This is a genomic window from Hyphococcus flavus, assembly GCF_028748065.1.
Taxonomy (GTDB): domain Bacteria; phylum Pseudomonadota; class Alphaproteobacteria; order Caulobacterales; family Parvularculaceae; genus Hyphococcus; species Hyphococcus flavus.
Map to the genome: position 1 here is coordinate 3,460,533 of NZ_CP118166.1, position 12,117 is coordinate 3,472,649.

At 54.1% G+C, this 12,117-nt stretch carries 15 protein-coding genes and 1 pseudogene; 8 read left to right on the top strand and 8 right to left on the bottom strand.

Annotated features, from left to right (window positions below):
- Genes PUV54_RS16535 through PUV54_RS16545 form a run of 3 tightly spaced genes read left to right on the top strand, consistent with a single transcriptional unit; the run spans position 1 to position 2,214 of the window.
- Positions 1-789 (top strand): flagellar biosynthetic protein FliR, encoded by a 789-nt coding sequence (locus PUV54_RS16535; protein WP_274493448.1) that lies wholly within the window; start codon positions 1-3, stop codon positions 787-789.
- On the top strand, positions 786-1,880 hold the full coding sequence (gene flhB, locus PUV54_RS16540; protein WP_274493449.1) for a flagellar type III secretion system protein FlhB: 1,095 nt from the start codon (positions 786-788) through the stop codon (positions 1,878-1,880). The genes PUV54_RS16535 and flhB overlap by 4 nt, the downstream gene beginning before the upstream one ends.
- Positions 1,870-2,214: a hypothetical protein gene (locus PUV54_RS16545; protein WP_274493450.1), complete on the top strand. Its 345-nt coding sequence runs from the start codon at positions 1,870-1,872 to the stop codon at positions 2,212-2,214. The genes flhB and PUV54_RS16545 overlap by 11 nt, the downstream gene beginning before the upstream one ends.
- Positions 2,215-2,260: 46 nt before the next feature.
- On the opposite strand, the gene PUV54_RS16550 is transcribed toward PUV54_RS16545, so the two are convergent.
- The 8 genes and pseudogenes from PUV54_RS16550 to PUV54_RS16585 form a co-directional block, all read right to left on the bottom strand.
- Positions 2,261-3,433 (bottom strand): PrnB family protein, encoded by a 1,173-nt coding sequence (locus PUV54_RS16550; protein WP_274493451.1) that lies wholly within the window; start codon positions 3,431-3,433, stop codon positions 2,261-2,263.
- A gap of 76 nt (positions 3,434-3,509) precedes the next feature.
- Complete coding sequence (gene metH / locus PUV54_RS16555; RefSeq protein WP_274493452.1) at positions 3,510-6,161, bottom strand: methionine synthase; 2,652 nt, start codon at positions 6,159-6,161, stop codon at positions 3,510-3,512.
- A 5-nt stretch (positions 6,162-6,166) separates the two neighbouring features.
- A pseudogene (locus tag PUV54_RS16560) lies at positions 6,167-7,105 on the bottom strand (homocysteine S-methyltransferase family protein); the annotation flags it as partial.
- Positions 7,106-7,380: 275 nt separating this feature from the next.
- Positions 7,381-7,611, bottom strand: coding sequence for a hypothetical protein (locus PUV54_RS16565; RefSeq protein ID WP_274493454.1), 231 nt, complete (start codon positions 7,609-7,611; stop codon positions 7,381-7,383).
- Positions 7,612-7,683: 72 nt separating this feature from the next.
- On the bottom strand, positions 7,684-7,914 hold the full coding sequence (locus PUV54_RS16570) for a hypothetical protein (RefSeq protein WP_274493454.1): 231 nt from the start codon (positions 7,912-7,914) through the stop codon (positions 7,684-7,686).
- Positions 7,915-7,986: 72 nt separating this feature from the next.
- Positions 7,987-8,349: a hypothetical protein gene (locus PUV54_RS16575; protein ID WP_274493455.1), complete on the bottom strand. Its 363-nt coding sequence runs from the start codon at positions 8,347-8,349 to the stop codon at positions 7,987-7,989.
- A 486-nt stretch (positions 8,350-8,835) separates the two neighbouring features.
- Positions 8,836-9,114 (bottom strand): hypothetical protein, encoded by a 279-nt coding sequence (locus PUV54_RS16580; protein WP_274493456.1) that lies wholly within the window; start codon positions 9,112-9,114, stop codon positions 8,836-8,838.
- Between the two features lie 9 nt (positions 9,115-9,123).
- Complete coding sequence (locus PUV54_RS16585) at positions 9,124-9,357, bottom strand: hypothetical protein (RefSeq protein WP_274493457.1); 234 nt, start codon at positions 9,355-9,357, stop codon at positions 9,124-9,126.
- A gap of 338 nt (positions 9,358-9,695) precedes the next feature.
- Here PUV54_RS16585 and PUV54_RS16590 point away from each other — a divergent pair, with 338 nt between their 5' ends.
- The 5 genes from PUV54_RS16590 to PUV54_RS16610 all read left to right on the top strand — a co-directional run bounded on the left by PUV54_RS16590 (position 9,696) and on the right by PUV54_RS16610 (position 12,055).
- A complete protein-coding gene (locus tag PUV54_RS16590) occupies positions 9,696-10,361 on the top strand; it encodes a recombinase family protein (RefSeq protein WP_274493458.1) in 666 nt (221 codons plus the stop codon).
- A 300-nt stretch (positions 10,362-10,661) separates the two neighbouring features.
- Positions 10,662-10,874 carry a hypothetical protein gene (locus PUV54_RS16595; protein ID WP_274493459.1) on the top strand — a complete coding sequence of 71 codons (213 nt, stop codon included), beginning with the start codon at positions 10,662-10,664 and terminating at the stop codon, positions 10,872-10,874.
- Positions 10,871-11,104, top strand: coding sequence for a hypothetical protein (locus PUV54_RS16600; RefSeq protein ID WP_274493460.1), 234 nt, complete (start codon positions 10,871-10,873; stop codon positions 11,102-11,104). Before PUV54_RS16595 ends, PUV54_RS16600 begins: the two co-directional genes overlap by 4 nt.
- 150 nt (positions 11,105-11,254) lie before the next feature.
- On the top strand, positions 11,255-11,509 hold the full coding sequence (locus PUV54_RS16605) for a hypothetical protein (protein ID WP_274493461.1): 255 nt from the start codon (positions 11,255-11,257) through the stop codon (positions 11,507-11,509).
- A 306-nt stretch (positions 11,510-11,815) separates the two neighbouring features.
- Positions 11,816-12,055: a hypothetical protein gene (locus PUV54_RS16610; protein WP_274493462.1), complete on the top strand. Its 240-nt coding sequence runs from the start codon at positions 11,816-11,818 to the stop codon at positions 12,053-12,055.
- Positions 12,056-12,117 lie beyond the last annotated feature (62 nt).

Below are 12,117 nucleotides of genomic sequence, written 5' to 3' on the forward strand. Positions count from 1 at the left end.
ATGGATTTCTCCGCGCCGCTCTTGCCGATATTGGAAGCTGGCGCGCCGATGATCCTGCTTCTCGGCGCGGTCTTCTCTCGCATTTCGGCTATCGTGTTTCTAACGCCGGGCCTTGGTGAGCGGGCGATACCGGTGCGGGTGCGTCTTGCAGCGGCTATCTGTATCACGATTGTTATCGCACCAATGGTGCTGTCATCTGACATGCGTCCGCCGGAGCAACCCGCTGAAATTCTCGCGCTTTACGCAGCCGAAACTTTATCGGGCCTCGTCATCGGCTTTGGTCTTCGCATCCTCGTTTTCACCTTGCAAATCGCTGGCGCCATCACCGCGCAGCATTTGTCCCTGGCGCAGCTGTTTGGCCCAACGGTTGGCTTCGATTCTGAATCGCCATTTGCAGCCATTCTTGTGATGGCTGGCGTAGCACTTGCCGCAGCGACGGGCATGCATATTCATCTCGTCGGCGCAATCGCAGATGTTTACGAAACATTGCCGTTCGGCATGTTTCCCGGTGCTGAAGAAACCGGCGAATGGTCGACAAACCGCGTCGGTGAAGCCTTGTTCAAGGCCCTGGCGTTGTCGTCGCCTTTCGTCATTCTGGGTTTTCTCTATTCGCTTGCTCTTGCCGCCGCCAGCCGGGCAATGCCGCAGCTTATGGCGGCCTTTGTCGGCGCACCGGCGATTACGCTCGCTGGCCTTGCGCTTTTTGCTGCAGCCGCGCCTATCTTGCTCTTCGAGTGGCTCGAAGGGTTTCAGAATGTTCTTTTTGATCTCTTCGCGGGGCGGCTATGAGTGAAGGTCAATCAGAAGACGGTCAGGAAAAGTCACACGACCCGACGCCGGGGCGAATACAAAAAGCGCGTGACGACGGCGATGTCGCCCAATCGAAAGAAGCTAACGCCGCGGCCTCCTATATCGGATTTTACCTTGCCATTGCACTCGCCAGCGGCGGCGCAGCGGCGACGTTGGCCTTTGGGTTGTCGCAACTCTTGCGCGACCCCGCCACTTTCGCCGCACAAGCTTTTAGCGGCGATAGCGACGGATTTATCTTATCGCTTTCAATGTCTAGCCTAAAGGGCGCTGTTGCTTTTTTTGCACTACCGGCGCTCGGTGTTATTGCCTCGCTTCTGGCCCAGCAATCGATCACTTTCTCACTGAAAAAAATCAAGCCGAAGTTTAATCGTCTGTCGATGGTATCGAATGCGAAGAAAAAATATGGACCTGACGGACTTTCCGAGTTTGCAAAAAGCGCAACAAAACTGATCATTATCTGTATCCTGTTTGGTGCGATATTCGCAACACGGTTTACGCAATTGCCAAGTGACTCGTTGTTGCCAGCGCAAGCGCTGCCACAATCACTGCTTCGCGAAGGCGTCATGTTCGCCGGGCTGATTGTCCTCTTTTCTGTTGCGATCGCCTTGATCGACTTGCCCTGGAGCCGACATCAGCACACCAAGAAACTGAAAATGAGCCTCGAAGAGCTCAAAAAAGAATCGAAAGAACAAGAAGGCGACCCGACGATGAAGCAGTCTCGCCGGGAAAAAGGTCAGGCGATTGCGCGTAATCGCATGATGAAAGACGTGCCAGACGCTGATGTTGTGATCGTCAACCCGACCCATTACGCTGTTGCCCTGAAATGGGACCGTAAGGGCGGCGCCGCGCCGGTTTGCGTCGCGAAAGGCACCGATGAAGTCGCCGCCAAGATTCGCGAAGTGGCGACCATGTCCGGCGTGCCGATCCGGTCCGACCCACCGACGGCCCGCGCAATCCATGCAAGCGTAGAAATCGGCGACGAAATCAACCGCGAGCACTACGCAGCCGTCGCCGCCGCGATCCACTTCGCCGATACGATGCGGCAGAAAGCGAAGTCCCATGGGGCCTGATCAGAAATTGAAACAGCTTGCGGAACTGAAAAAAATCGCGGCGATCAAGGTCGATCGCGAAAAGCATCAGCTTTCGTCGATCAAGGATGAACTGGCGCAGTTGGCTGAAGAGAGAAAGGCGCTGCAAAATCGCATGGGGTCAGTGGCGGAAACAAAGGAAACCGAACCCGCGGCGCTTATAAACGCACAATATTACCTCGATGCCCTGTCTAACCACGCACGCCATCTCGATCAGGCGCAACAAGAAGCGCACAGCCGCACTGAAGCACAACGTGAACGGATTAAACAGGCGCTCGCCTCAAAAATTCGTATTGACGGGATGAAGACTGATTAAGTTTTCGATTTTACGATCATAATCCCGGCTCTGAATGGAAATCCACTCACACGCCGACATAGGATCTCAATTTTTGCATATCATCATGGGCTGAACGAATGTTTTTCCGGTCCACCGCAAGACGCATGTCACGCAAGATTTCCAATGCGCTCATCAACTCTTCCAAAGGCGGACCACTCGCTGTGACTTGTTTGTATTTTTCAGGCGTCAACGCTGCTGACGGCTTCTCGATATAATCCTTCACCAGCTTATCATGATGCTGACGCGCTGTGGTCCCGTGGAGCTTACAAACACTGAGATACGCCTCGACATTTTTCTTAAAAGTCAGATCGTTCTTGTTTTCCGGCGCGGCATCGAGAAACTGCAGCAGAAAACTGCGCTGACGCATACACTCGCGCAAGGAAATCTGATCGCGCGGCTCCATATAGAGCATTTTTTCGACTAACAACTGCGAGTAATAAGGGTCGTTAGCGGAACAAAGGCCCAGCAGCAAATCAATTTCATTGATGCCGGAAAAATCGCCGCCATTGGCGCCCCGATATTCCTGTCGCGCCACCTTATAAGGTTTGTAGTAAGGCCGCACACAGTAAAAGAAACGGTCTCGGTCCAGCTTTTTAAACAGAAGGTCGTTCGACTCGATGACATCTCTCAAGGCGTCGCCAGCGTCTTCAAATAAGATCGCCGCTGCGGGATTCGTGACGCCTAAAGGCAGAACACGCGACAACAGCTCCGCCGCGCGCTTGAACGCAAAAATGCTTCTGAGATTATAGTCAAGAAACAGGTATTCATCCGGCAAAGTCGTGAAGCTTTTGATTTTTCCGTTCACGGCGCGATTGCGCGTGGTCAAATGCGCTGTTGCAAAACGCGGCACGACGCCGAGGAAAGATGAAATATGCATCGCTAGTGCGGAGGCTTCGTGCAGTGGCGATTTCGTTTCTCGCGCCGGGTTCGTGACCTCATGGCGCCGTAGCGAGGCCATGTAGAGCCCTACATCACCAAGTAAATCAAAGGCGTTTTCAAATCCTTCGTCGGTGTTCCCCTCCACGAGAAGTTGAACGATGAACTCGTGCCCCTCTTCACGGATCTGAGTTTTTATTTCGTCGCCAATGCCCTCGACATTTTCACGCGCCTCACGGGCAAAGTAAATTTCCTCAAGCGCCGTATTCATTTCGACGAATGATGTTCTGATCCAGTGCTCGTAATCCTTCGAAAGGGTCATCTCGGGCGGCTTCCTCTCTTCGCCTGCGCGGCTTTCGCTCGTCTTATCCTATTCGAAAGCGAGAGGAAACGGGCGGCTAGTCCGCACCGGGCGTGTAGTTAAGAACCGGGCCGAGCCAGCGTTCAGCGGTGCGCAGATCCCAACCCTTGCGCCGCGCATAATCCTCGACCTGGTCTTTCTCGATACGGCCTACGGCGAAGTATTTCGATTCCGGATGGGCGAAGTACAGTCCCGATACGCTCGCCGGCGGCGTCATGGCGAAACTGGTCGTCAACTCAACGCCTGCACGCGCCGACGCGTCCAGCAGACGGAACAACGTTTCTTTTTCCGTATGATCGGGTTGCGCCGGATAACCTGGCGCCGGACGAATACCTGCATATTTCTCTTCGATCAGTTCTTCGTGAGAAAATTTTTCATCAGGCGCATAGCCCCACAACTCACGGCGCACGCGCGCATGCAGATATTCCGCGAACCCCTCGGCAAAACGATCGGCCAACGCCTTCACCATAATGGCGGAATAATCATCATTGGCGTTCTTGAACGCATCTGACTTTTCAAGTTCGCCATGCCCGGCGGTCACACAGAAGCCGCCAACCCAATCGGCGCCCTCGCCTGTTGGTTTCACAAAATCTGAAAGCGCGTAATTGGCGCCCTCGTCCTTTTTGATTTGCTGGCGAATGGTTTGGAAACGCGCAAGTTCTTTTGAGCGCCCGTCATCGCTCCAGACAATAACATCATCGCCGTCAGCATTTGCCGGCCAAAATCCAACACATGCTTTCAGCTTTAGCCATTTTTCTGCGACGAGTTGTTCAAGCATCTCCTGCCCGTCATGCCAGAGAGATCGCGCCGCCTCGCCGCGTCTCGGGTCATCGAGAATTTGCGGATACCGGCCCTTCATGTCCCAGCTCATGAAGAACGGCGTCCAGTCGATGTAGGGCAGCACGTCCTCAAGGCTGACGTCATCAATTGTGCGTGCGCCAGTGAACGATGGAGGTGCGCCATTATGGCGAGACCAATCTGGCTGATAGGCGTTGGCGCGGGCATCAGTAATAGAAAGCCGCTCTTTCGGTCCACCGCCGGAGCGCGACTCGCGAATGCGTTCAAACTTCGCCTTCGTTTCCTCCCACACGCGCGGGCGTTCCGTTTCCGAAAGCAGCGATGATACGACGCCCACCGCACGGCTCGCGTCAGCCACATGCAATGTCGGCGCATTTTTGTAGCCGGGCTCGATCTTGACCGCCGTGTGTGCTGGTGATGTCGTCGCCCCGCCGATCAGCAACGGCAACGCCATTTTCCGGCGCTGCATTTCGGATGCGACAAATACCATCTCATCGAGCGACGGCGTGATGAGGCCTGACAAGCCAACAATGTCCGCGTTTTCTTCGACGGCCGTGTCGAGAATTTTTTCCGCCGGAACCATGACGCCCAGATCGACGACTTCGTAGCCGTTACATTGCAGAACAACGCCGACGATATTCTTGCCGATGTCGTGCACATCGCCCTTCACCGTCGCCATGACGACCTTGCCGTTGGATTTTCCGACAAGACCCAGCCTTTCTTTTTCCTCTTCCATGTAGGGAAAGAGGTATGCCACCGCCTGTTTCATGACACGCGCGGATTTGACAACCTGCGGCAGGAACATTTTACCGTCGCCAAAGAGATCGCCAACGATGTTCATCCCGTCCATGAGCGGACCTTCGATCACGTGCAGCGGGCGTTCAGCGGCGGCTCGCGCTTCTTCCGTATCTTCCTCGATAAATTCGGTAATGCCGTGAACGAGCGCATGGGACAGTCGTGCATTCACCGGTTTTTCACGCCAGCTTAAATCTTTCTTCTGGCTCTCGCCTTTCTTGCCGCGATATTGCTCGGCAATCTCCAGCAACCGTTCTGTGGCGTCATCACGACGGTTAAGGATCACATCCTCAACGCGTTCGCGCAGGTCCGGCTCGATATCATCGTAGATATCCAACTGACCGGCGTTAACGATCGCCATGTCCATGCCGGCCTTGATCGCGTGATACAAAAAGACCGAATGCATGGCGCGGCGTACCGGCTCGTTGCCGCGAAACGAAAACGACACATTCGACAACCCGCCAGAAACATGCGCGCCCGGCAGTTCTTTTCTGATGCGGGTGACTGCATCGATAAAGGCACGCGCGTAGTCATTATGTTCTTCTATACCGGTGGCGACAGCAAATATATTCGGATCAAAGATGATGTCTTCCGGCGGAAAATCAGCTTTTTGCGTCAGCAAATCATAAGCGCGCTTGCAGATGCGAAATTTTTCATCCGCTGTTTCCGCCTGACCTTTTTCATCGAACGCCATGACGACGGTCGCCGCGCCGTAAGAGCGAATAATCCGGGCCTGTTTCAGGAAAGGCTCTTCGCCTTCTTTCAGTGAGATCGAATTGACCACCGCCTTGCCCTGCACGCATTTGAGGCCTGCTTCGATCACTTCCCATTTCGATGAATCGATCATCACCGGAACGCGAGCGATATCCGGTTCGGCAGCGATCAGGTTCAGGAATGTTGTCATGGCGGCGACGCCGTCGAGCATCCCCTCGTCCATGTTGACGTCGATGATTTGAGCGCCGTTCTCAACCTGCTGGCGCGCGACCTCGACCGCATCAGCGTAGCGGCCTTCGGTGATCATCTTCCGGAAGACGGCGGAGCCGGTGACGTTCGTGCGCTCGCCAATGTTGACGAAAGTAGCTGTCTGATTGGTCATGCGCCTTACGCCAGTTCGAACGGTTCAAGACCAGAAAGGCGCATGGCGTTTTCTTGCGACGGAATTTTACGCGGGGCGAGGCCTTCCGCTGCTTCCGCAATTGCGGAGATATGCGCCGGCGTCGTGCCACAACAACCGCCTAGAAGATTGACAAGACCGCTCTCCGCCCATTCACGAAGCATGGAAGAGGTTTCCTCCGGCGTTTCGTCATATTCACCAAAGGCGTTGGGCAGACCTGCATTCGGATAAGCCGCAACAAGCGTATCGGCGACGCGGGCAAGCTCGGCGATATGCGGGCGCATCAACGCGGCGCCAAGCGCGCAATTTAATCCGACAGCAAACGGTTTTGCGTGCCGGACAGAATTCCAGAATGCTTCAACGGTCTGACCCGAAAGCGTGCGGCCAGACTTGTCGGTAATCGTGCCTGAGATCCAGATGGGAAGTCTTTCATAGCCTTCCCCTTCGAGATCCATGATGACTTTCAACGCCGCCTTGCAGTTCAGCGTGTCGGTGATGGTCTCGATCAAATAAAGATCAACACCGCCTTCATAAAGCGCTTTGATTTGTGTTTTATAGGCGTCGTAGACCTGATCGAACGTCACCAAGCGTGCGCCAGGGTCATTCACATCTGAGGACATGGAAAGCATTTTGTTGAGCGGCCCAATGGAGCCGGCAACAAATCGTGGTTTGGCCGGGCTTTTCGCCGTCCATTCGTCAGCTTGTGCGCGCGCGATTTTCGCGCCTTCGAAATTGATATCGCGCACGTCGGCTTCGGACAGCTTATAATCATCCTGCGCGATGACCGTGGCGGAGAATGTATTCGTTTCGCAGATATCTGCGCCGGCGCGGTAAAATTCATCGAGCAGCTCGCGAATAATATCTGGCCTCGTCAGGCACAAAATATCGTTATTGCCTTTCAGATCGTCGGCATGATCTGCGAAACGCGCTTGGTAGCGGGGGCGAGACTTGAACTCGCGACCTCAGGGTTATGAAAACTATTGCAAGCGAAAGAAATCAATCACTTGCCTGCAAAACTGACCGTTTCGGGCGCTATAAAAATCAATGGGTTAAGGGCGGCATTGCAAAACTTTTGAGCGGCCTCACGTCAATTTCTTGCCGCAATCGGGACAGCGTTCATAATATTCAAAGTCAAAATTTGGATGCCGACAGCGACCAAGTAGTGACATAATCCAGCGAAGAAGAAACATTGTCGGGCCTCTTATGCAGCTTTAGCGACCGCCTCTGGTCGCAGCAAAATTTCAAACCTTCGTAACAATCGTCCAGACCGGTTGGACCGGTGCTGGTTGTATTTAACTTCCTTATAATAAAGAAGCTGATCTAGTGAACGCTGTACGCATCTGCGTTGTATTTTCAACTCACGCGCAAGATCACTGATAGTGCGTTCGTAGTAGCCATTTTCATCTGCATTGAACGCGAGCCATAAGAGCATGATCCGCGCCCCATGCTGTGACCTGGATTGTTCCCAAACTATGCGTGTCCAGTCTGTCATCGGTCCGGCCTCTTATGCAGCTTTAGCGACCGCCTCTGGTCGCAGCAAAATTTCAAACCTTCGTAACAATCGTCCAGACCGGTTGGACCGGTGCTGGTTGTATTTAACTTCCTTATAATAAAGAAGCTGATCTAGTGAACGCTGTACGCATCTGCGTTGTATTTTCAACTCACGCGCAAGATCACTGATAGTGCGTTCGTAGTAGCCATTTTCATCTGCATTGAACGCGAGCCATAAGAGCATGATCCGCGCCCCATGCTGTGACCTGGATTGTTCCCAAACTATGCGTGTCCAGTCTGTCATCGGTCCGGCCTCTTATGCAGCTTTAGCGACCGCCTCTGGTCGCAGCAAAATTTCAAACCTTCGTAACAATCGTCCAGACCGGTTGGACCGGTGCTGGTTGTATTTAACTTCCTTATAATAAAGAAGCTGATCTAGTGAACGCTGTACGCATCTGCGTTGTATTTTCAACTCACGCGCAAGATCACTGATAGTGCGTTCGTAGTAGCCATTTTCATCTGCATTGAACGCGAGCCATAAGAGCATGATCCGCGCCCCATGCTGTGACCTGGATTGTTCCCAAACTATGCGTGTCCAGTCTGTCATCGGTCCGGCCTCACTTTTCGGTTCTGACATAGCCGTCACCGCCACATCTCTTGCAAACGGCTTTGACAACATTCGCGGCGTCTATTTTCACGATGTTTCCGCAAGGAAATTTTACCTCCACGCGATCCGGGCATTCATCGCCTGGCAACTCGCGAATTACTTCCGCCGACAGTTCTGCACCGTGAAATCTAACCTTAGCTTTGTAGGGAAAAGACAACGTCACTGTGGGGCCCTCTCTAGGAATCCCGGCGCAGCCGGAAAGGCGCGCCGCTTTCATCGACCCATGCGGGCCCTAAATCTTCACGTTGACAGGCCGGGATTTCATCTTGCGGACAGCCGCAAAACTTAGTCAAAGCGCCCCTGCAAATTGCACTCACCGGAAAGCCGTTTGTGCAACCAAGATCGCCTCCGCCGTTATTGTAATAAGCGCTGCATTGATCTTCTTTTCGGCGCATGTCCGGCCTCAACTGATAAGCCGGGCAATAATAAGCCCGAGCGTAAAACAGAAAACCAATGCGGCGATGCAGTCTATGGCACGCAAGACCGGCCCTCCTTAGTTTAATGCTTCGCCGACGGTCGCGGCGTGTACTCCGCGCGTGGTGCGAATTTTTCATGTTCCGCAGGTTCAATCGGCGCCCGCAATTCAATCCCGTCGATAGATACGCGCGGCTCCGAGTGATGATTCCCGGCGTTCAAACCGACAAAACGAAACGGCAAACCGCAGTCCGCGCACTCGATTTTCAAGTCTGCGACATATCCGGTGATTGGCCCGCCTTCCTCATCAGAAAGACGGCCAATGTGCGCGGCGCAGTGGAAGTTCTTATGTTCGCAGGCCATCGCGGCTCCTCAGTTTACGATCTTGTGAGCATGAATGACTTGCTCGCGATTGGTGTTCGGATTCAGAACGCGAATGCGGTCGCCGTAGCAGTGGCCTAAAACTTGGCCTGTCGTTTCCTGCGCACCCGTTTTCCAAACCCATCGGATAGAAGCGCCAACCGGATAATCTTCTCGGAGCGCAGCGTTGACCGCATCTTCGGCGGCCGATACGCGCGCCAATGCTTTTTTAAGTCTCGCTGACATCTCGCCTCCTCATTTAAAATCTGCGGAGAGCGAACAGCCGAGAAGCACACAACCCAGTCTGCCGCCGTCCAGGTAATTCCGTCTCACGCTCCGCGTCGCGCCGGGTGTCCCTCCTGGCTGGGGGAATGACCTATCGGGCTCAGCCACTCCGGAATCGCTCTTGTCTTTGTGGACGCTATCGGCGTCACTCGCCCGAGACTCAACGTAACTTGTTTAACACCCTTGTTATTGATAAACAAGGGTGGTAATAGAAAATTTATGAGCCGTAATTTATTACCCCCGATAACAGCAAATTTTACAGCGGTGACGTTCCACCGGAATCGCCCGCTATTGGCCTTATGCTCATCGGATACGCACGCGTTTCGACAGACGACCAGGATCTCACGCTCCAGCGCCAGGCGCTTGAGGAGCGCGGATGCGAGCGAATTTACGAAGACAAAAAGAGCGGGAAAAATCTCAACCGTGACGGCTGGCGGGAATGCCGCGCCGATCTCCGCACCGGCGACACGCTTGTCGTCTGGAAACTTGACCGGCTTGGCCGCAACGTCATCGACCTCATCAAGCTTGCGGAGGAATTTCGCGAAGACGGGATCGAGCTGGTCGTTCTCACGCAAGCCATTGATACAACTACGCCAATCGGCCGTTTCATGTTCAACATCTTCGCCTCAATGGCGGAGTGGGAGCGCGACATGACCGCCGAACGTACAAAGGCCGGCATGGCGGCGAAGGCGGCGGAAGGCGTTGTCATGGGCGGCTTGCCGGCAATCACGCCGGAAATCTGGCAGTATTGCATCGACACCATCCAGGCCGACCCGGATATGTCGCCGCGCCGATTGTCGGAAGCCGTTGAAAAACAACTGAAAGCAAAGGTCAGCTACGGCACGCTGCGCAACTATTGGAAAAAGTTTGAGGATGGGGCGGAGTATCCCGACCGCTGGCGCGTCCGCCGCGAACAATACGCGAAGCGCCAGAAAGAATTGAAGCGCGGCAAAGGCCGCAAATAGGAAACCACTTGTCGCGAGTTGCGGAAAATAGGAATCCGCTTTCGGTGAGTGGATGCTTACACAGGAGGACGCAGGGTTTCTGCGCAATGCAAACTAGGAGAATCGAATTATGAAAGCTAGCGACCCAGTGCCGGACGAACTATCGCTTATCATCAAGCGGGTTAATCGCCGAGTTGTTGTTACATGCAAGGAACTTCCCGGCATCTGGAAATCTAACCGATCACTTAAGAGGGCGTTATCAGAATTTGCTGATGCAATACACAAGCGCGCAAACTCGACACAACAATAGAGGACTGTAACATGGCGCACAAAATGACAGATTTAATCGCCTACGGCGCCCGCGCAGGTCACAAAATTGACGGACAAACTGTCGTCGTTCCAGCCCTTCCTATTACAAAAGAAAACTATGGGGCTTGGTGGCAATTAATCCGTGATGCTTGGCTGGTTTTGCGCGGCCGCGCTGCCGCAATTCAATGGCCGCAGCACGACAAAAAACAAGGACCGGCAAAGTGAGCGAAGCGGCCAAGTGGATCGACATAGTCCGACCCGTCCTCGGCAAGTTTGAGGTTGCCGGTGCGCTCGGTTTACGCACGGTTTGGAACGCAAAGGGTTCGGCGGCGGTCGGCAAGTTGATCCGTGAAATGGCTACAAAGCTGGATCGCGCTGTTGAAATGGGGCGAGCCGCCCCGCCAGATTGCGAGCCGGTCGATCCTGATTATGAAATCGAAAATGGAGGACCGTGATGCGCAAGAACGGCAAAACATCGCTTCAGTTCGCTCGGCTGCTAAATGAGATGGGCGCCCGCCCGCCTAGCCTGTTTTCAGAACCGGCAAGCTGGCTGCGCTGGTACGTTCTAAGACAAGATGCGTGGGTATTTAAGAAAGGACCGCTACATGCCGGAAAGCGCATCTGAAATTTTAAGAAGCATCGGGGTGGCCGCAGTTATGCCGTTGCTGCGCAAGCAGATCGACCTCGTTCGTGAGGTCGAAACCGCAGAGGCGAGATGCGCGGCTTTTGGCATACAAAGCGACAAGTTCAGACGCGCGATGAAGTCGGAAATGGAGCGCGCAGCCTCATCCCTATCGACGGCGAAAAAGCCGGGCGTGATAGCCGCAGAATTGATTAGAGAACAAGGACCGGCAACATGAGCAAAAAACGGCTATGCACGGAATGCCAGACCACCCCGCTCGACCCGAATGATCCACGGCCGTTCTGTACGCCATGCCGCGATATGTTGCTGACTCAGACCCTTGACCCGAACAGCGCGATCACCACGGCCGCCCTACTCGAAACCGATGTGCAAGATGCAATCGCTGAAAGTCCCTTTGATGAAATGAAAGGACCGCCGATATGTGCGAACTTTGCGAAACCGAAATTGGCGCCGGATGGTGTTCGACATGCGCCGCCGAGGCGAATGAGCGCTCGAAAGAAGAAGACACGGAAGGACAGTCGAATTGCGACGTTTTTTCATGCTGATCGGCTCATTCCTCGGTCGAAAACTTGATAGTTTCGAAGGCGGCGGCGATTGGGAGTTTAGCTATAATGTTTTCGACGACCACCGAATGGGTGAATGCGCCGTGCTTTTCTTGGGGCCATGGATGGCCGAGTACGGGCCGAAAAAGGAACGACCGACATGCACAGAAAAGATCAAGAAGACTGGTACAGGGGCGGCAGCTATTGGGCGGGCGCGTTAGTCGGCTTCGTGGTTGCCACTATTATTTGGAATTTTTGAGGACCGGCAAAATGAATTGGAACC

What these genes read in the sequence shown, in the direction of transcription:
- PUV54_RS16535 (WP_274493448.1), top strand. Translation starts at nt 1, where the DNA reads ATGGATTTCTCCGCGCCGCTCTTGCCGATATTGGAAGCTGGCGCGCCG.
- flhB (WP_274493449.1), top strand. Translation starts at nt 786, where the DNA reads ATGAGTGAAGGTCAATCAGAAGACGGTCAGGAAAAGTCACACGACCCG.
- PUV54_RS16545 (WP_274493450.1), top strand. Translation starts at nt 1,870, where the DNA reads ATGGGGCCTGATCAGAAATTGAAACAGCTTGCGGAACTGAAAAAAATC.
- PUV54_RS16550 (WP_274493451.1), bottom strand. Translation starts at nt 3,433, where the DNA reads ATGACCCTTTCGAAGGATTACGAGCACTGGATCAGAACATCATTCGTC.
- metH (WP_274493452.1), bottom strand. Translation starts at nt 6,161, where the DNA reads ATGACCAATCAGACAGCTACTTTCGTCAACATTGGCGAGCGCACGAAC.
- PUV54_RS16565 (WP_274493454.1), bottom strand. Translation starts at nt 7,611, where the DNA reads ATGCTCTTATGGCTCGCGTTCAATGCAGATGAAAATGGCTACTACGAA.
- PUV54_RS16570 (WP_274493454.1), bottom strand. Translation starts at nt 7,914, where the DNA reads ATGCTCTTATGGCTCGCGTTCAATGCAGATGAAAATGGCTACTACGAA.
- PUV54_RS16575 (WP_274493455.1), bottom strand. Translation starts at nt 8,349, where the DNA reads ATGTTGTCAAAGCCGTTTGCAAGAGATGTGGCGGTGACGGCTATGTCA.
- PUV54_RS16580 (WP_274493456.1), bottom strand. Translation starts at nt 9,114, where the DNA reads ATGGCCTGCGAACATAAGAACTTCCACTGCGCCGCGCACATTGGCCGT.
- PUV54_RS16585 (WP_274493457.1), bottom strand. Translation starts at nt 9,357, where the DNA reads ATGTCAGCGAGACTTAAAAAAGCATTGGCGCGCGTATCGGCCGCCGAA.
- PUV54_RS16590 (WP_274493458.1), top strand. Translation starts at nt 9,696, where the DNA reads ATGCTCATCGGATACGCACGCGTTTCGACAGACGACCAGGATCTCACG.
- PUV54_RS16595 (WP_274493459.1), top strand. Translation starts at nt 10,662, where the DNA reads ATGGCGCACAAAATGACAGATTTAATCGCCTACGGCGCCCGCGCAGGT.
- PUV54_RS16605 (WP_274493461.1), top strand. Translation starts at nt 11,255, where the DNA reads ATGCCGGAAAGCGCATCTGAAATTTTAAGAAGCATCGGGGTGGCCGCA.